This window comes from Streptomyces sp. NPDC088817 (genome assembly GCF_044750345.1).
Taxonomy (GTDB): Bacteria; Actinomycetota; Actinomycetes; order Streptomycetales; family Streptomycetaceae; genus Streptomyces.
In genome coordinates, this window is the sequence record NZ_JBIVJN010000001.1 from 250536 (window position 1) to 268368 (window position 17833).

Here is a 17833-nt window from a genome sequence, read left to right on the forward strand (position 1 = left end):
TTCTTCCGGGGACGGCCTCAGATCCCGTCCGCCAGGGGCGTCAGCGCCTTGATCTGGCGGGACGGCGGGATCTGGGGCCGTCGCCGTTCCAGGCCGAAGGTGGTGAAGGCGGTCCGGGCGGGCAGCGGGTAGGGCCGTGTGCCGGTCACCGAGTTGAGGATGGTGGCGCTGCGCCAGGCGGCGAGGCCCAGGTCGGGGGCGCCGACGCCGTGGGTGTGGCGTTCGGCGTTCTGCACGTAGACGTGGCAGCCGGTGGCGGTGATGGCCGGGTCGAGGTCGAGGCGGAACTGCTCGTCGACGCGGAGGCGTTGGCCGCTGTCGCGGCGCAGGTGGGGGTCGAGTCCGGTGAGCAGGGGTGTGACGGGGCGTTCGCGGTAGCCGGTGGCGAGGACGACGGCGTCGGTGGTGTGGCGGGTGCGGGTGCCCTGTTGCGGGTGTTCGAGGTGGAGTTCGATCCGGGAGCCGGCGACCCGGCCGGCGGTGCGGACCCGGACGCCGGGGGTCAGGACGGCGTCGGGCCAGCCGCCGTCCAGCGTGCGGCGGTAGAGCTCGTCGTGGATGGCGGCGAGGGTGTCGGTGTCGACGCCCTTGTGGAGCTGCCACTGGCCGGTGACGAGGCGGTCGCGGACGGGTTCGGCCAGGGCGTGGAAGTAGCGCATGTAGTCGGGGGTGAAGTGCTCCAGGCCGAGCTTGGAGTACTCCATCGGGGCGAAGGCCTCGGTGCGGCCGATCCAGTGCAGCCGCTCGGCGCCGGCCGGGCGGTGGCGCAGCAGGTCGAGGAAGACCTCGGCGCCGGACTGTCCGGAGCCGACGACGGTGATGTGGCCGGCGGCGAGGAGGGTGTCGCGGTGGTCGAGGTAGTCGGCGGCGTGGACGACGGGGATTCCGGGGGCGTCGGCGAGGGGCCTGAGCGGGGCGGGGACGTGGGGTGCGGTGCCGATGCCGAGGGCGACGTTGCGGGTGTGGGCGCGGCCGACGGCGTTCGCTTCGCCGTCGGCGTCGAGCTGGGTGAAGTCGACTTCGAAGAGGCGGAGTTCGGGGTTCCAGCGGACGGCGTCGACGTGGTGGCCGTAGCGCACCGCGGGCAGGTTCTCCGAGACCCAGCGGCAGTAGGCGTCGTATTCGGCGCGCTGGATGTGGAAGCGTTCGGCGAAGTAGAAGGGGAAGAGCCGGTCGCGGGTCTTCAGGTAGTTGAGGAAGGACCAGGGGCTGGCCGGGTCGGCGAGGGTGACGAGGTCGGCGAGGAAGGGCACTTGGAGGCGTGAGCCGTCGATGAGCAGGCCGGGGTGCCAGTGGAAGCGGGGGCGCTGTTCGTAGAAGACGGTGTCGAGGCCGGTGAGCGGGTGGGCGAGCGCGGCCAGGGAGAGGTTGAACGGTCCGATGCCGATGCCGACCAGGTCGTGGGAAGCCCGGGGGGTGTGGGGCGCGGGTTGGTTCATCTGGGGATGCTTCCTTCCACCAGTTTCAGCAGGGTGGCCAGGTCTTCGGTCCGGGTGTCCGGGTTGAGCAGGGTGGCCTTGAGCCAGAGCCGGTCGTCGAGGCGGGCGCGGCCGAGGACGGCGCGGCCTTCGGTGAGGAGCGTGCGGCGGACGGCGGCGACGGTGTCGTCGGTGGCGCCGGCGGGCCGGAACAGGACGGTGCTGATGGTGGGCCGGTCGTGGAGCTCGAAGCGGGGGTGGTCGTGGATGAGGTCGGCGAACTCGCGGGCGCGGGCGCAGACCTGGTCGACGAGGGCGCCGAGGCCGCTGCGGCCGAGGGTCTTGAGGGTGACGGCGATCTTGAGGACGTCGGGGCGGCGGGTGGTGCGCAGGGAGCGGCCGAGCAGGTCGGGCAGGCCGGCCTCGGTGTCGTCGTCGGCGTTGAGGTAGTCGGCGCGCTGGTGCAGGACGGTGAGGTCGCGGGGGTGGCGGACGGCGAGGAGTCCGGCGGCGACCGGCTGCCAGCCGAGTTTGTGCAGGTCGAGGGTGACGGTGTGGGCGGCTTCGAGTCCGGTGAGCTTGTCCCGGTGGCGTTCGCTGAACAGCAGTCCCCCGCCGTGGGCGGCGTCGATGTGCAGCCGGGCGCCGTGGGCGGCGCACAGTCCGGCGATCTCCGGGAGGGGGTCGATGAGTCCGGCGTCGGTGGTGCCTGCGGTGGCGGCTACGACGACGGAGCCGCGGGAGCCGCGGGGGCCGCCGAGGTCGGTGAGGGCGCTGTGCAGGGCGGCGGGGTCGAGGGTGCCGGAGGGGGCGGGCACGATCACGGGTTCGGGCAGGCCGAGCAGCCAGGCGGCGCGGGGCAGGGAGTGGTGGGCGTTGGCGCCGCAGACCAGGCGGACGCCGCCGCCGTGGGACTCGCGGGCGAGGAGCAGGGCGAGCTGGTTGGACTCGGTGCCGCCGGTGGTGACGACGGAGTCGGCGAGGCCGGTCTCGTGGGCGAGTGTCCGTGTGACGAGGGCTTCGAGCTCGGAGGCGGCGGGTGCCTGGTCCCAGGAGTCCAGGGAGGGGTTGAGGGCGCTGACGGCGAGGTCGGCGGCGGTGGCCGTGGCGAGGGGCGGGCAGTGCAGGTGGGCCGCGCACAGGGGGTCGGCGGGGTCGGCGGCGCCTTCGGCGAGGGCGTGGACGAGGTCGCGCAGGGCGTCGGGGTCGCCGTGCTCGGGCAGGACGTCGCCGACGACGTCGCGTATGCGGGCGGCCACGGCGTCGGGGCCGCCGGCGGGCAGGGGGCCGCCGCGGGCGCGGCGGCCGCTGTCGAGGGCGTCGAGCACGGTGTCGAGCAGGGGCCGCAGCGCGTGCGGGCCGTCGGGACCGGAGGCGAGGCGGGCGGGGCGGGCCGGGGGCGGCGGGGTGCTCATGGGACTGTCCTCCTTGACATCCTCCCCCTCTTTCGCAAGAGGGGGATTCCAACCCGGGCGGGTTGAGGTTCACGGGCACTCGAGCGGCTGGTGGTCACTGTCACCCCTCCGGCACCGGCTGTGCGCCGGGGGCGGGGAATGCCGCCCTGTCCTGCCGCGACGTTGTGTGCCGCATTCTCATCGGCGTTGCAGCTGAACCCGCAGGACACGCAGACAAACTCGGCTTGGCTCTTGCGCGAGTTCTTCTCGATCCATCCGCAGGCACTGCAGCGTAAAGAGGTGTACTGGGCGGGTACGTCTTCGACCCGGCCAGGGGCCTTCTCCTGCGTCCGACGACGCAGCAGGCCCCAGCCCTGGGCGAGGATCGCCCGGTTCAGCCCAGCCTTGGCCCGTACGTTCCTGCCGGGCTGCTCGATGGTCCCCTTCGCTGAGGCGGTCATGTTCTTGATGTTCAGCTTTTCGAACCGCACCAGATCGTAGCTGCGGGCGAGCATCGTCGAGGTCTTCTCGCACCAGTCCTTGCATCGGCTGGCGTCGCGGGCCTTGAGCTTGGCCACCTGACCGTGCTCGGCCCGCTTGCGCTCGCTTCCCTTCGGGGTGCGGGCCGCCCGGCGCTGGTGCTTACGGATTTGGGCACGCTCCCGGACGGTGAGCTGCGGGCAGTTCAGCTTCCGCCCGTCGGACAGCGCGGCAGTGATCCTCACTCCCCGGTCGACACCGATGACCCCACCCGTACCCGATGCGCCGATCGGCTCGGGGATGACCGCGAACGCGATGTGCCACTGACCGTTGCGGAAGGTGACACGGAACGTCTTCGCTCTGGGCAGGTCCGGGCGGGTGAGCCTGAACCGTACCCAGGCACAGCCGGGAATTCTCACCTGAGCCCAGCGCCGGTTGAGTTCTGAACCACCACCAACCGGCTCATGACCTGCCTGCCCTTGGCGTTCGGCTTCGGCCTTCCGTCGCCCTCGAACTCCGGCACCCGATCCGTGCCGATCACGCGGAAACCCTCATGCAGGAACTTCTTCCGCCATGTCGGCTCTCCGAGCCCGGAGGTGAACCGCGCGTTCTTCGCCCTGGCGAAATCCTTCAATGCCTGCCGCTGCACATCGGCGTTCCCCGCGCGCAGCCACTCGCTTGCCCGGCGCGCCTCGGTCAGCTGGCGGCACTGCTGTGCAAACCCCGGGGCGTTGTTCCTGCCCGGCGCCCAGTGCGCGTGCTGCTCGACGGCCAGGTTCCACACGTACCGAGCGTGCGCGCAGTGTTCGAGCATGATGCCCGCTTGCTCGCTCGTCGGATACATACGGAAACGTGACATGCCGTCAACGTAATCCCGCGACTCGTTCCCCTCTTCGAATCCCACCAGGCCCACACGAACGAGTGACCACCGCGCCACTGCCCTGAACGCCGGGCACCCCCCTGGTCGCCGACGGCCCGCAAACCGTCGGCGACCGGCCGTGTTTTCTATGCCTCCCGTACCTTCAGCGTCCGGGCCAGGTCGTCGAGCTGGTCGATGAGTTTGCGGCGCAGGGCCGGGGTCGGGTCGCCCTCGTGCAGGCAGGTTTCGCCCAGGCGCAGGTGGTCGGGGTCGATGGCGTGCACCGGGAACGCCCAGCGGCCGGCGGCCTCGGCGATGGCGGGGCCCCGGCGCTCGGCGAGGGCGACCGCGTCCTGGTAGAAGCGGGCGACGTAGTCCCGTACGAGGTCGGCCTGTTCGGGCTGCCAGAAGCCCTTCGCGGTGGCGGTGAACAGGTAGTTCGACAGGTCGGTGCGCTCGTCCGTGGCGAACATCGACTCCCAGGCGGCGCGCTTGGCCCCGGGGTCGGGCAGCGCGGCCCGGCAACGGGCGGCGCCCTCCTGTCCGGTGGCGGACGGGTCGCGGTCGAGTTCCGCGGCGATGGCGGCCTCGTCGACGGCGCCGAGGACGGCGAGGCGGCCGAGGACGCGCCAGCGCAGCTCGGGGTCGAGTTCGGGCCCGCCGGGGACGGTGCCGTCGGCGAACCAGGCGGCGATGGTGTCCGGCTGGGCGGCGACGTCGATGACATGGCGCACGGCGATCAGCCGCAGGCCGGGGTTGTCGCCGTCCTCGGTGCGGCGGATGAGGTCGCGGCACAGGGCGCCGAGGGTGGCGAGGGCGGCGGGCCGCTGCTCGGGGTGGACGTACCGGTCGGCGATCTGCGCGGTGGCGAAGGCGAGGACGCCCTCGACGACGGCGAGGTCGGTCTCCTCGGGCAGGTGGGCGGAGGCGGCCGCCAGGTAGTCGGCGGGGGCGAGTTCGCCGTCGCGGACCATGTCGCGCAGCGCGTTCCACACCACGGCGCGGGTGAGCGCGTCGGGGATGCCGGACAGTCCGCGCAGGGCGGTCTCCAGGGAGGTCTCGTCCAGGCGGATCTTGGCGTAGGTCAGGTCCTGGTCGTTGGGCACGACCAGGGCGGGCCGGGTGCCGGGGCGGGGCAGGCCGGTGCCGTCCTGCGGGACGTCGGTGTCGTAGCGCTCCCGGACGACGAGGCTGCGGCCGTCGCCGAGGTCGTGGTCGTAGACGCCGACGGTGACGCGGTGCGGCCGGCTGCCGTCGCGGTCGAGGGCGAGGGTCCACTGGCCGGGCACGGCGTCGACGGACGCGGTGAGCGTGTCCACGCCGGTGGTGCGCAGCCAGGCCTCGGCCCAGGCGTGCACGTCGCGGTCGGTCGCGGAGGCGAGGGAGTCGATGAAGTCGGCGAGGGTGGCGTTGGCGAACCGGTGCCGCTTGAAGTGGGTGTTGATGCCGGCCAGGAAGTCCTTCTCGCCGAGCCAGGCGACCAGTTGCCGCAGGGCGGAGGCGCCCTTGGCGTAGGAGATGCCGTCGAAGTTGAGCAGTGCGGAGGCGGTGTCGTCGACGGCGTCGGGGGCGACGGGGTGGGTCGAGGGGCGCTGGTCGGCGTCGTAGCCCCAGGCCTTGCGGGCGACGCCGAAGTCGGTCCAGGTGTCGGTGAAGCGGGTGGCTTCGGCGGTGGTCTGGTAGCCCATGTACTCGGCGAAGGACTCGTTCAGCCAGATGTCGTCCCACCACTTGAGGGTGACGAGGTCGCCGAACCACATGTGGGCCATCTCGTGGGCGATGACCATGGCGCGGGTCTGCCGCTCGGTGTCGGTGACGGCGGAGCGGTAGACGAACTCGTCGCGGAAGGTGACCAGGCCCGGGTTCTCCATGGCGCCCGCGTTGAACTCGGGCACGAAGGCCTGGTCGTAGGAGTCGAAGGGGTAGGGCTCGTCGAACTTCTCGTGGTAGCGGTCGAAGCAGCCGCGGGTGACGTCGAGGATCTCGTCGGCGTCGGCGTCGAGGTGGGGCGCCAGCGAGCGGCGGCAGTGGATGCCGAAGGGCAGGCCGCGGTGCTCGGTGCGTACGGAGTGCCAGGGGCCGGCGGCGACGGCGACGAGGTAGGTGGAGATCAGCGGGGTGGGCGCGGCCTTCCAGACGCCGTCGCCGGTGTGCTCGGTGACGCTGTTGGCGAGGACGGTCCAGCCGTCGGGGGCGGTGACGGTGAGGTCGAAGACGGCCTTGAGGTCGGGCTGGTCGAAGGCGGCGAAGACGCGCTGGACGTCTTCCATGAACAGCTGGGTGTAGAGGTAGGTCTCGCCGTCGGTGGGGTCGGTGAAGCGGTGCATGCCCTCGCCGGTGCGGGAGTAGCGCATGGCGGCGTCGACGCGCAGTTCGTGCTCGCCGGGGGCGAGGTTCCTCAGCGGCAGGCGGTTGCCGGTGAGGTCCCGCGGGTCGAGGGGCTGTCCGTCGAGGGTGGCGGAGCGCAGCTCGGCGGGCTTGAGCTCGACGAACGTGTCCGTGGTGTCCCGGCCTGCCCGTACGGTGAACCGGATCACGGTCCGGGAGTCGAAGGTGTCGTCCCCGCCGGTCAGGTCGAGGTCGACGCTGTAGCGGTGGACGTCGAGGAGCTTGGCACGGGTTTGCGCTTCGTCGCGCGTGAGTACGGACATGGACGCCATGCTGCCTGATGGCCGGGGCCGGGCACGAGGGGGTGTCGCCGACGGACGCAGGGCTTTGCGGTCCTCGGGGGGGCGCGTTGGGCGGCGCGCGGGGCCGGGGGGCCTGCGGTCAGGTCGCGGGGGTCTCGCCGTTGCCCGCGTCCTCGGCGATGCGCTCGTGGTGGCGGATGACCTCCGCGATGATGAAGTTCAGGAATTTCTCGGCGAACGCCGGGTCGAGTTTGGCGTCCTCGGCGAGGGCGCGCAGCCGGGCGATCTGCCGGGCCTCGCGGGACGGGTCGGCGGGCGGCAGCTGGTGGGCGGCCTTGAGGTGGCCGACCTGCTGGGTCGCCTTGAACCGTTCGGCGAGCATGTGGACGACGGCCGCGTCGATGTTGTCGATGCTGTCGCGCAGCCGCGCGAGCTCCTCCTGGACGGCGGGGGCGGCGTCACCGGTGCCGGTGTTGCTGGTGGTCATGGGCGCCCACCCTACGGGGTGGTCGGTGTTCGGATCGTGAGCGTCCGACGGATGGTACGGCGGGTGGCGGACGGCGGCGGGGGGTGCGGGCACCCGGGCGGAACGAGGGTTCCCGCGCCTAGAGTGGGAGTGGGTTCAGGGCCGTCTTTGGGGGTTCGGACGTGGCGAACGGCGGACCGGTGGTGCACGGCTTCCCGCATCTGGAGACGGTGCGGGCGGCGATCACGGCGCTCTACAAGCGGCTCTCGTACGGCACGGTGCAGACGTTCGCGGCCAGTGTGGCCCCGGCCGACGTGGCCTTCTGCGACACCGACGATCTGCATCTGGGGGCCCAGCGCGTGGCGCACGAGCTGGTCACCCACTACCGGCTGCCGGACGCCCGCATGATCGTCAGCTTCCGTGAGATGACGCATGCGGCGAGCGTCGAGCTGACGGACGGCCCCGAGTACTTCGTCGAGCTGAACGACCGTTTCCGCACCCATCGTCGGGACATCGGGGCGGCCCTCGCCCACGAGGTGGCCCACGTCTACCTGCACCGCCTGGACCTGTCCTTTCCCGGCACCCGCGACAACGAGATCCTCACGGACACGGTGGCGGCGTACCTGGGCGCGGGCTGGCTGCTTCTCGACGCCTTCCGGGAGGACGGTGTGTCGTCGCAGAAGCTCGGCTACCTCACCCCGGAGGAGTTCGGCTATGTGCTGGCCAAGCGGGCGCTGGTGTTCGGCGAGGACCCTTCGACGTGGTTCACCAGCGCGCAGGGCTACGAGGCGTACGTCCAGGGCATGGCCCGGGCCCGCCGTGACGAGCAGCAGCCGCCCCTGACGGCGGCGGGCTGGGCGGGCCGCCGCCGGTACGCCCGCGACCGCCGGAACGCCCAGGACCACGGCCGGGAGCCGCTCCCCCGGGCGGAGGTGCCGTACTCCTTCAGTTCCGTGGGCCGCGAGCCGCTGCGGGTGTCCTTCTCCTGTCCCACCTGCCACCAGCGCATCAGGGTCCCGGTCGGGGGCCGTATGCGCGCCCGGTGCGCCCTGTGCCGCACGGTTCTGGAGTGCGACACCTGAGCCCGTCCTGACCATGTTCCGGCCGCTTCGCGGTTCCGGAATCGCGGGCCCCACCTTTACCATCTGTCACACTAGCTCGCTATTTTGTTCGCGCCGTCCCCCACCGGCTCAGCCATGTCCCCACGTTTCACCGAGGAGCCGGCCGTGGATGCCGAGTCCGTCGTCACCACCTGCTATCGCCACAGCCGGGTGGAGTGCCACGTCCGCTGTGTCCGCTGCGACCGGTACATCTGCCCGGACTGCATGCGGGAGGCCGCCGTGGGCCACCAGTGCGTGGAGTGCGTGCGGGAGGGCGCCCGGTCGGTGCGGCAGGCGCGGACGGCGTTCGGCGGCCGGATCAACGCGGTGCCGGTCGTCACCTACGTCCTCATCGGGCTCAACATCCTCGCCTATCTGGGCGAGTTGGTGCGCCCGGCGATCGTGGACCGGTTCGGGATGCTCGGGAGCGGTCTGGTGGGGCCCGACGGCGGGCACTACCTGTGGGAGTTCCCGTACAGCTCCGACCTGCACGCGGAGGGGCTGGTCGGCGGCGAGTGGTACCGGCTGCTGACCGGCGCGTTCCTGCATGTGCCGGCCACCGAGGGGACGTTCGGCATCCTGCACATCGTGATGAACATGGCGGCGCTGTGGAGCACCGGCCGGGTGGTCGAGGCGCAGTTGGGCCGCGCCCGCTACCTCGCCCTGTATCTGCTGTCGGCGCTCGGCGGCTCGGTCCTGGTCCTGCTGATCGACCCGGACGCGCTGACGGTCGGCGCGTCCGGCGCCATCTTCGGTCTCGGCGCCGCGTACTACGTCATGGCCCGCCGCCTGGGCTACGACATGAGCGCCGTCAACCGGTACATGGCGGGCCTGCTGCTGTGGCTGGTGGCCTCGGCCTGGCTCACGTCCTGGCAGGCGCACCTGGGCGGTCTGCTGACGGGCGGGCTGGTGACGCTGGCGTACGCGTACGCGCCGCGCGACGGCCGTCGCACCCTGGTCCAGGCGTGCGTGTGCGTGGCCCTGCTGGTCCTGCTGGTGGCGCTCGGCTGGGCGAAGGTCTCGGAACTGTCTGGAGGGGCGGCCTGATCAGGGCCGTACGGGTGTCTGATGCCATGAAACGTCCTGGAATACTGCTTCTGGTGGCCGTCCCGGCCCTTGTGCTGGTGGCGCTGCTCGCCTTCGATCCGCGGGACCCGGAGCCGCCCCCGGCGAAGCGGCACTCGACCGCGCACGAGTCCCGCGAGGACACCAGGGCGCGGGCCGAACAGTCCAAGAAGGACCAGGACGACAAGGTGGTCGCCGAGGCGCCGCCGGGTCTGGCCGCGCCCGCGAAGAAGGAACTCGCCCAGCGGCTCGTGGCGAGCGCCGAGAACGCCACACTCGACTGGCGCGGCACCTACGGCTCCATCGAGGACGCCGGCGACGGCGACGGGTACACCGCGGGGATCATCGGCTACTGCACCGGCACCCACGACCTGCTCACCCTGGTCGAGCGGTACACCAGGGCCCACCCGGACAACGGCCTCGCCCGGTACCTGCCCGCGCTGCGCGAGGTCGACGGCACCGACTCCCACGAGGGCCTGGATCCGGGCTTCACCGCGGCGTGGAAGACGGAGTCGGAGCGTCCGGCCTTCCGCGAGGCGCAGGAGGAGGAGCGCGACCGCGCCTACTTCGACCCGGCCGTCCGTCTCGCCAAGCTCGACGGCCTGGGCACGCTGGGCCAGTTCATCTACTACGACGCGATGGTCTTCCACGGCCCCGGCGTCGACAGGGACGGCTTCTACGCCCTGCGCGAGCGCGCCCTGAAGGAGGCCGACACCCCGGCAGCGGGCGGCCGGGAGAAGACCTACCTCGACGTCTTCCTCGACATTCGCCGCGAGGCCATGAAGGCCCGCAGGACGAACCGCGACACCAGCCGTATCGACACCGCCCAGCGGCAGTTCCTGTACGACGGCAACATGGATCTGGAGACGCCGCTGGTGTGGAAGACGTACGGGGAGACCTACAGGATCCCCTGAGACGTACGGCGGCGCCTGCCCGTTGTCCGGTCGGGGACTGGGCAGGCGCCGCCTCGGGGGGTCCGGGGGTGTCCCCGGATATCCCGCCCCCACACGCCTTTGTGCGGGACGTACATGAGTGGCCGTCAGGTCACGGTCCTGGCGGTCAGGCCGTCAGCGAGCGGTCCGTCGGCCGGATCGGGGCCGGCAGGTCGCCGGCTCCCCTGAGGTGGCGGTCGACGCCGCGGGCGGCCGAGCGGCCCTCGGCGATCGCCCACACGATGAGGGACTGGCCGCGGCCGGCGTCACCGGCGACGAAGACACCCGGCACGTTGGTCTGGAAGTCCGCGTCACGGGCGATGTTACCGCGCGCGTCGAGTTCCAGGCCGAACTGGTCGACGAGGCCGTTCTCCCGGTCGGTGCCGGTGAAGCCCATGGCGAGGGTGACCAGCTGGGCCGGGATCCTGCGCTCGCTGCCCGGCTTGGGGGCCGGCCTGCCGTCCACGAACTCGACCTCGGCCAGGTGCAGCCACCGCACATTGCCGTCCTCGTCGCCCTCGAAGCGGGTCGTGGACGCCGAGTAGATCCGTTCGCCTCCCTCCTCGTGGGCCGAGGTGACCTTGTAGAGGAGCGGGAAGGTCGGCCAGGGCTGGTCGACCGGGTGCCGCTCGTCGTTCGGGCGGGGCATGATCTCCAGCTGGGTGACGGAGGCGGCGCCCTGGCGGTGGGCGGTGCCCACGCAGTCGGCGCCCGTGTCACCGCCGCCGATGACGACGACGTGCTTGCCCCGGGCCGAGATCGGCGCCACCACGTAGTCGCCCTCCTGGACCTTGTTGGCCAGGGGCAGGTACTCCATCGCCTGGTGGACGCCGCCCAGTTCGCGCCCGGGGACGGGCAGGTCGCGGGCGGTGGTGGAGCCGGCGGCGACGACGACCGCGTCGTAGCGCTTCTTCAGGTCGGTCGCCGTCAGGTCGCGGCCGATCTCGACGCCCGTACGGAACCGGGTACCCTCCGCGCGCATCTGCTCGATACGGCGGTTGATGTGCCGCTTCTCCATCTTGAACTCGGGGATGCCGTAGCGCAGCAGGCCTCCGACGCGGTCGGCGCGCTCGTAGACGGCGACCGTGTGGCCCGCCCTGGTGAGCTGCTGGGCGGCGGCCAGGCCCGCCGGTCCCGAGCCGATGACCGCGACGGTCTTGCCGGACAGCCGCTCGGGGACGCGCGGGGCGACGTCGCCGTTCTCCCACGCCTTGTCGATGATCGAGACCTCGACGTTCTTGATGGTGACCGGCTGCTGGCTGATGCCGAGCACGCACGCCGACTCGCAGGGCGCCGGGCACAGCCGGCCGGTGAACTCGGGGAAGTTGTTCGTCGCGTGCAGCCGTTCGGAGGCGGCGGCCCAGTCCTCGCGGTAGGCGTAGTCGTTCCACTCCGGGATCAGGTTCCCGAGCGGGCAGCCGTTGTGGCAGAACGGGATGCCGCAGTCCATGCACCGGCCGGCCTGCTTGCTGATGATCGGCAGCAGCGAGCCGGGGACGTGGACCTCGTTCCAGTCCTTCGTGCGCTCCTCGACCGGACGGTACGCGGCGACCTCGCGGCCGTGGTTCAGAAAGCCCTTCGGGTCAGCCATGGATCGCCGCCTCCATCATCTTCTCGGTGATCTCGGTCTCGGTCAGACCGGCCCGCTCGGCGGCGTCCTTGGCGGCGAGCACTGCCTTGTACGTACGGGGGATGATCCTGCTGAAGCGCTCCACCGCGGTGTCCCACTCGGCGAGCAACTTCTCGGCGACGGTCGAGCCCGTCTCCTCCTGGTGCCGGCGCACGACGTCGTGCAGCCACCGCCGGTCGGAGTCGTCCAGCGCCTCGACGGCGTCGGCGTTGCCGGGGTTGACGTTGTCCCGGTCGAGGTCGATGACGTAGGCGATGCCGCCGGACATGCCGGCCGCGAAGTTGCGGCCGGTCTCGCCGAGGACCACCGCGTGTCCGCCGGTCATGTACTCGCAGCCGTGGTCGCCCACGCCCTCGGAGACGACCAGCGCGCCGGAGTTGCGCACGCAGAACCGCTCACCGGTCCGGCCGCGCAGGAACATCTCGCCGCCGGTCGCGCCGTAGGCGAGGGTGTTGCCCGCGATGACGCTGTACTCGGCGAGGTGTTCGGCGGCGCGGTCCGGGCGGACCACGATCCGGCCGCCCGACAGGCCCTTGCCGACGTAGTCGTTGGCGTCGCCCTCCAGGCGCAGCGTGATGCCGCGCGGGACGAAGGCGCCGAAGGACTGGCCGGCGGAGCCGGTGAAGGTGATGTCGATGGTGTCGTCGGGCAGTCCCGCGCCGCCGAACTTCTTCGTCACCTCGTGGCCGAGCATGGTGCCGACCGTGCGGTTGATGTTGCGGATGGCGACCTGGGCGCGCACCGGCTGGGCGCCGGCGGCGCCGGGCGCGGCCAGGGAGTCGGCGGCGAGCCTGATCAGCTCGTTGTCGAGCGCCTTCTCCAGGCCGTGGTCCTGGGCGGTCACCTGGTGGCGCACCGCGCCCTCGGGCAGTTCGGGCACGTGGAGCAGCGGTTCCAGGTCCAGGCCCTGTGCCTTCCAGTGGTCGACCGCGCGGGTCACGTCGAGGGCCTCGGCGTGGCCGACGGCCTCCTCGATCGAGCGGAAGCCCAGTTCGGCGAGGAGTTCGCGGACCTCCTCGGCGATGAAGCGGAAGAAGTTCACCACGTGCTCGGCCTGGCCGGTGAACCGCTCGCGCAGCACCGGGTTCTGGGTGGCGATGCCGACCGGGCAGGTGTCCAGGTGGCAGACGCGCATCATGATGCAGCCGGAGACGACCAGCGGCGCGGTCGCGAAGCCGAACTCCTCGGCGCCGAGCAGCGCGGCGATCACCACGTCGCGGCCGGTCTTGAGCTGGCCGTCGGTCTGCACGACGATCCGGTCCCGCAGTCCGTTGAGGAGGAGCGTCTGCTGGGTCTCGGCCAGGCCGAGTTCCCAGGGGCCGCCCGCGTGCTTCAGTGAGGTCAGCGGGGAGGCGCCGGTGCCGCCGTCATGGCCGGAGATCAGGACCACGTCCGCGTGGGCCTTGGAGACGCCCGCGGCGACCGTGCCGACGCCGACCTCGGAAACCAGCTTGACGTGGATCCGGGCCCGCGGGTTGGCGTTCTTCAGGTCGTGGATCAGCTGGGCCAGGTCCTCGATGGAGTAGATGTCGTGGTGCGGCGGCGGGGAGATCAGGCCGACGCCGGGGGTGGAGTGACGGGTCCCGGCGATCCACGGGTAGACCTTGTGGCCGGGCAGCTGGCCGCCCTCGCCGGGCTTGGCGCCCTGGGCCATCTTGATCTGGATGTCGTCGGAGTTGACGAGGTACTCGCTGGTCACTCCGAAGCGGCCGGAGGCGACCTGCTTGATGGCGGACCGGCGGGCCGGGTCGTAGAGGCGGTCCGCGTCCTCGCCGCCCTCACCGGTGTTGGACTTGCCGCCGAGCTGGTTCATGGCGATGGCGAGGGTCTCGTGCGCCTCCTTGGAGATGGAGCCGTACGACATGGCGCCGGTGGAGAAGCGCCTGACGATCTCGGAGACCGGCTCGACCTCGTCGACGGGGACCGGCGTCCGGCCGGAGGCGAAGCCGAACAGGCCGCGGAGCGTCATCAGGCGCTCGGACTGCTCGTTCACCCGGTCCGTGTACTTCTTGAAGATGTCGTAGCGGCCGGTGCGCGTGGAGTGCTGGAGGCGGAAGACCGTCTCCGGGTCGAACAGGTGCGGCTCGCCCTCGCGGCGCCACTGGTACTCGCCGCCGATCTCCAGCGCGCGGTGCGCGGGGGCGATGCCGGAGGCCGGGTAGGCCTTGGCGTGGCGGGCGGCGACCTCCTTGGCGATGACGTCGATGCCGACCCCGCCGATCTTGGTGGCGGTGCCGTCGAAGTACTTGCCGACGAAGGTCTCGTCCAGGCCGACGGCCTCGAAGACCTGGGCGCCGCGGTAGGAGGCGACGGTGGAGATGCCCATCTTGGACATGACCTTCAGTACGCCCTTGCCGAGGGCGTGGATCAGGTTGCGGATGGCGTTCTCGGGTTCGCCGCCCGGCAGGAAGGTGCCCGCGCGGACCAGGTCCTCGACGGACTCCATCGCCAGGTACGGGTTGACCGCGGCGGCGCCGTAGCCGATCAGCAGGGCGACGTGGTGGACCTCGCGGACGTCGCCGGCCTCGACGAGCAGGCCCACGTGGGTGCGCTGCTTGGTGCGGATGAGGTGGTGGTGGACGGCCGCGGTGAGCAGCAGCGACGGGATCGGGGCGTGTTCGGCGTCCGAGTGGCGGTCGGACAGGACGATCAGGCGGGCGCCGTTGCCGATGGCGGCGTCGGCCTCGGCGCAGACCTCCTCGAGGCGCGCGGCGAGCGCGTCGCCGCCGCCGGAGACCCGGTACAGGCCGGAGAGGGTGGCGGCCTTGAAGCCGGGCATGTCGCCGTCGGCGTTGATGTGGATGAGCTTGGCCAGCTCGTCGTTGTCGATCACCGGGAAGGGCAGGACGACGCTGCGGCAGGAGGCCGCGGTGGGCTCCAGGAGGTTGCCCTGCGGGCCGAGCGAGCTGCGCAGGGAGGTGACCAGTTCCTCGCGGATCGCGTCCAGCGGCGGGTTGGTGACCTGCGCGAACAGCTGGGTGAAGTAGTCGAAGAGCAGCCGCGGGCGCTCGGAGAGGGCCGCGATCGGACTGTCGGTGCCCATGGAGCCGATCGGCTCGGCTCCGCTCTTGGCCATCGGCGCGAGCAGGACGCGCAGTTCCTCCTCGGTGTAGCCGAAGGTCTGCTGGCGGCGGGTGACGGAGGCGTGGGTGTGCACGATGTGCTCGCGCTCGGGCAGGTCGCCCAGGGCGATCTCGCCGGCCTGGACCCATTCGGCGTAGGGCTGCTCGACGGCGAGGGCCGCCTTGATCTCGTCGTCCTCGATGATGCGGTGCTCGGCGGTGTCGACGAGGAACATGCGGCCGGGCTGGAGCCGGCCCTTGCGGACGACCCTGGCCGGGTCGATGTCGAGGACGCCGACCTCGGAGCCGAGGACGACGAGTCCGTCGTCGGTGACCCAGTAGCGGCCGGGGCGCAGGCCGTTGCGGTCGAGGACGGCGCCGACCTGGGTGCCGTCGGTGAAGGTGACGCAGGCCGGGCCGTCCCAGGGCTCCATCATCGTGGAGTGGTACTCGTAGAAGGCGCGCCGGGTCGGGTCCATGGCGTCGTGGTTCTCCCACGCCTCCGGGATCATCATCAGCACGGAGTGCGGCAGTGAGCGTCCGCCGAGGTGGAGCAGTTCCAGGACCTCGTCGAAGGTGGCGGAGTCGGAGGCGCCGGGTGTGCACACCGGGAAGATCCGCTCCAGCCTCTCCCGGGGGCCGAACAGGTCGGAGGCCAGCCGGGACTCGCGGGCGCGCATCCAGTTGCGGTTGCCCTGGACGGTGTTGATCTCGCCGTTGTGGGCGACGAAGCGGTACGGGTGCGCGAGCGGCCAGCTCGGGAAGGTGTTCGTGGAGAAGCGGGAGTGGACGAGCGCGATGGCCGAGGCGAAGCGGCGGTCGGACAGGTCCGGGAAGAAGGGCTCGAGCTGGCCGGTGGTGAGCATGCCCTTGTAGACGAGGGTGCGGGCCGACAGCGACGGGAAGTAGACGCCGGCCTCGCGTTCGGCGCGCTTGCGCAGCACGAACGCCTTGCGGTCCAGGGCGATGCCCTCGCTCGCGCCTCCCCCGGACTCCGTCCGGGAGGTGCCCCCAGTGACGAAGAGCTGGCGGAAGACGGGCATGGTGGAGCGGGCGGTGGCGCCGAGCAGTTCGGGGGCGACGGGGACCTCGCGCCAGCCGAGGACGGTCAGGTCCTCGTCGTCCGCGATGGCCTCGATGCGCGCGACGGCGTCCTCGGTGCCGTCGCCGGGCAGGAAGGCGATGCCGACGGCGTAGGCGCCGGCCGCGGGAAGTCCGAATCCGGCCACCTCGCGCAGGAAGGCGTCGGGCACCTGGGACAGCAGGCCGGCGCCGTCGCCGGAGTCGGGCTCCGAGCCGGTCGCGCCGCGGTGTTCCAGGTTGCGCAGAACCGTGAGCGCCTGCTCGACCAGCGCATGGCTCGCCTCGCCGGTGAGGGTGGCCACGAAGCCGACGCCGCAGGCGTCGTGCTCGTCGCGGGGGTCGTACATGCCCTGCGCGGCAGGGCGGGCATCCATGAAGGACCAGTTCTGGCCGTTCGAGGGATGCTGGGACGGCTGGCGCGGCATACGCATCGGCTCTCCCGTCGTCGTCATGTGGCTGGGGGTCCCTCCCAGGCCGTTCAGGCTTTGGGGGGAAGTGCCGAGGGACGACGCTGGCCCTCTGCCGGAAATGCGAGATTTCGTGCAGATTACATGATGGACGGTTTCTCAAGAATCGGAAACCGGGTTCCAGCATGCGGGCACCTCGGGCTGACGGCGGGGGTACCGCGCCCGGCGGTGAAGGCTGTGGGGGCGGCGGACGAGATCGGTCGGATCGGTGTCCGTCGGCCCGGAGGGGACAGGGAGGGCGGCGTCGCCCGGCCCTGCGCATGCGCGACAGGCCTCGTTGCCTGAGGGTGCCTACGGCTCATGCCCCGTGGTCACACGGCCGAAACCAGGGGATGAGCGACTGTTGGCTCACTTGTGACACCGACACCGTACAAGTCCGGCGCGTCATCCCACGGCGGCGCCGAACAGGGTGCCCAGCGCGTAGGTCACGCCGGCGGCGGCACCGCCCAGAGCGAGCTGCCGCAGACCGCTGTACCACCAGCTCCGCGCCGTCACCCGGGCCACCACGGCGCCGCAGGCGAACAGTCCCACGAGAGCGAGCAGCACGGCCGGCCACAGCACGGTGGCCCCCAGCAGGTAGGGCAGCACCGGCAGGAGCGCGCCGAGCGCGAACGAGCCGAACGACGACACCGCGGCGACCAGCGGGGACGGCAGGTCGCCGGGGTCGATCCCCAGCTCCTCCCTGGCGTGTATCTCAAGGGCCTGCTCGGGGTCCTTCGACAGCTGCCGTGCCACTTCCTGGGCGAGTGCGGGCTCCACTCCGCGCGAGACGTACAGGGCGGCGAGTTCCCGCTCCTCGTCCTCGGGGTGCTTGCGCAGCTCGCGGCGCTCGACGTCCAGCTCGGCCTCGACGAGCTCGCGCTGCGAGGCGACGGAGGTGTACTCGCCGGCGGCCATGGAGAAGGCACCCGCGGCCAGGCCCGCGAGGCCGGTGAGGACAATGGTCTGCCGGCCCAGCGCGCCGCCCGCCACACCGGTCATCAGGGCGAGGTTGGAGACCAGGCCGTCCATCGCGCCGAAGACCGCGGGGCGCAGCCAGCCACCGTTCACGTCGCGGTGCGTGTGGTTGTCGCGGTGCGCCTCGTGGAGCGTCGCTTCGGTGTCGATGATGGCCATGGCGTGGTCCCCCTGGGAGCTGGGCGAGAACTTAGGTAAGGCTGACTTTTGGACGAGTTCTATTTTTCGACAACACTGAATCTACGCTCCGCATTTCACGGCCGCCAGCAAGGGAAGGCTGTGCTTACCTG

12 protein-coding genes are annotated in these 17833 nt (G+C 71.6%); 3 read left to right on the top strand and 9 right to left on the bottom strand.

The features are described 5' to 3' along the window. Positions 1 to 17: 17 nt before the first annotated feature. The 6 genes from ACIP4X_RS01185 to ACIP4X_RS01210 form a co-directional block, all read right to left on the bottom strand. The gene (locus ACIP4X_RS01185; RefSeq protein WP_358731306.1) at positions 18 to 1439 is read right to left on the bottom strand and encodes a SidA/IucD/PvdA family monooxygenase; all 1422 of its coding nucleotides are present in this window, start codon (positions 1437 to 1439) and stop codon (positions 18 to 20) included. Beyond that, the gene (locus ACIP4X_RS01190; RefSeq protein ID WP_358731305.1) at positions 1436 to 2833 is read right to left on the bottom strand and encodes a pyridoxal-dependent decarboxylase; all 1398 of its coding nucleotides are present in this window, start codon (positions 2831 to 2833) and stop codon (positions 1436 to 1438) included. Before ACIP4X_RS01190 ends, ACIP4X_RS01185 begins: the two co-directional genes overlap by 4 nt. Next, a complete protein-coding gene (locus tag ACIP4X_RS01195; protein ID WP_401346043.1) occupies positions 2830 to 3711 on the bottom strand; it encodes an RNA-guided endonuclease InsQ/TnpB family protein in 882 nt (293 codons plus the stop codon). Before ACIP4X_RS01195 ends, ACIP4X_RS01190 begins: the two co-directional genes overlap by 4 nt. Next, positions 3708 to 4151: a helix-turn-helix domain-containing protein gene (locus ACIP4X_RS01200; RefSeq protein WP_358731302.1), complete on the bottom strand. Its 444-nt coding sequence runs from the start codon at positions 4149 to 4151 to the stop codon at positions 3708 to 3710. Before ACIP4X_RS01200 ends, ACIP4X_RS01195 begins: the two co-directional genes overlap by 4 nt. A gap of 146 nt (positions 4152 to 4297) precedes the next feature. Beyond that, positions 4298 to 6811: an aminopeptidase N gene (pepN, locus tag ACIP4X_RS01205; protein ID WP_391453582.1), complete on the bottom strand. Its 2514-nt coding sequence runs from the start codon at positions 6809 to 6811 to the stop codon at positions 4298 to 4300. A gap of 109 nt (positions 6812 to 6920) precedes the next feature. Continuing rightward, positions 6921 to 7268: a chorismate mutase gene (locus ACIP4X_RS01210; RefSeq protein ID WP_358731298.1), complete on the bottom strand. Its 348-nt coding sequence runs from the start codon at positions 7266 to 7268 to the stop codon at positions 6921 to 6923. Positions 7269 to 7429: 161 nt separating this feature from the next. Between ACIP4X_RS01210 and ACIP4X_RS01215 the strand changes: the two genes are divergently transcribed. The 3 genes from ACIP4X_RS01215 to ACIP4X_RS01225 all read left to right on the top strand — a co-directional run bounded on the left by ACIP4X_RS01215 (position 7430) and on the right by ACIP4X_RS01225 (position 10326). After that, positions 7430 to 8329: a hypothetical protein gene (locus ACIP4X_RS01215; RefSeq protein ID WP_358731296.1), complete on the top strand. Its 900-nt coding sequence runs from the start codon at positions 7430 to 7432 to the stop codon at positions 8327 to 8329. A gap of 144 nt (positions 8330 to 8473) precedes the next feature. After that, a complete protein-coding gene (locus ACIP4X_RS01220) occupies positions 8474 to 9394 on the top strand; it encodes a rhomboid family intramembrane serine protease (RefSeq protein ID WP_358731295.1) in 921 nt (306 codons plus the stop codon). A 26-nt stretch (positions 9395 to 9420) separates the two neighbouring features. After that, on the top strand, positions 9421 to 10326 hold the full coding sequence (locus tag ACIP4X_RS01225; protein ID WP_358731293.1) for a chitosanase: 906 nt from the start codon (positions 9421 to 9423) through the stop codon (positions 10324 to 10326). 145 nt (positions 10327 to 10471) lie between these two features. Here ACIP4X_RS01225 and ACIP4X_RS01230 read toward each other — a convergent pair whose 3' ends face one another. The 3 genes from ACIP4X_RS01230 to ACIP4X_RS01240 form a co-directional block, all read right to left on the bottom strand. Continuing rightward, complete coding sequence (locus ACIP4X_RS01230; RefSeq protein ID WP_401346049.1) at positions 10472 to 11935, bottom strand: glutamate synthase subunit beta; 1464 nt, start codon at positions 11933 to 11935, stop codon at positions 10472 to 10474. Continuing rightward, positions 11928 to 16466, bottom strand: a complete 4539-nt coding sequence (gene gltB / locus ACIP4X_RS01235) for a glutamate synthase large subunit (protein ID WP_391453836.1) — start codon at positions 16464 to 16466, stop codon at positions 11928 to 11930. The genes ACIP4X_RS01230 and gltB overlap by 8 nt, the downstream gene beginning before the upstream one ends. Positions 16467 to 16970: 504 nt before the next feature. Further along, complete coding sequence (locus tag ACIP4X_RS01240) at positions 16971 to 17702, bottom strand: VIT1/CCC1 transporter family protein (RefSeq protein WP_391453575.1); 732 nt, start codon at positions 17700 to 17702, stop codon at positions 16971 to 16973. Positions 17703 to 17833: the final 131 nt, after the last annotated feature.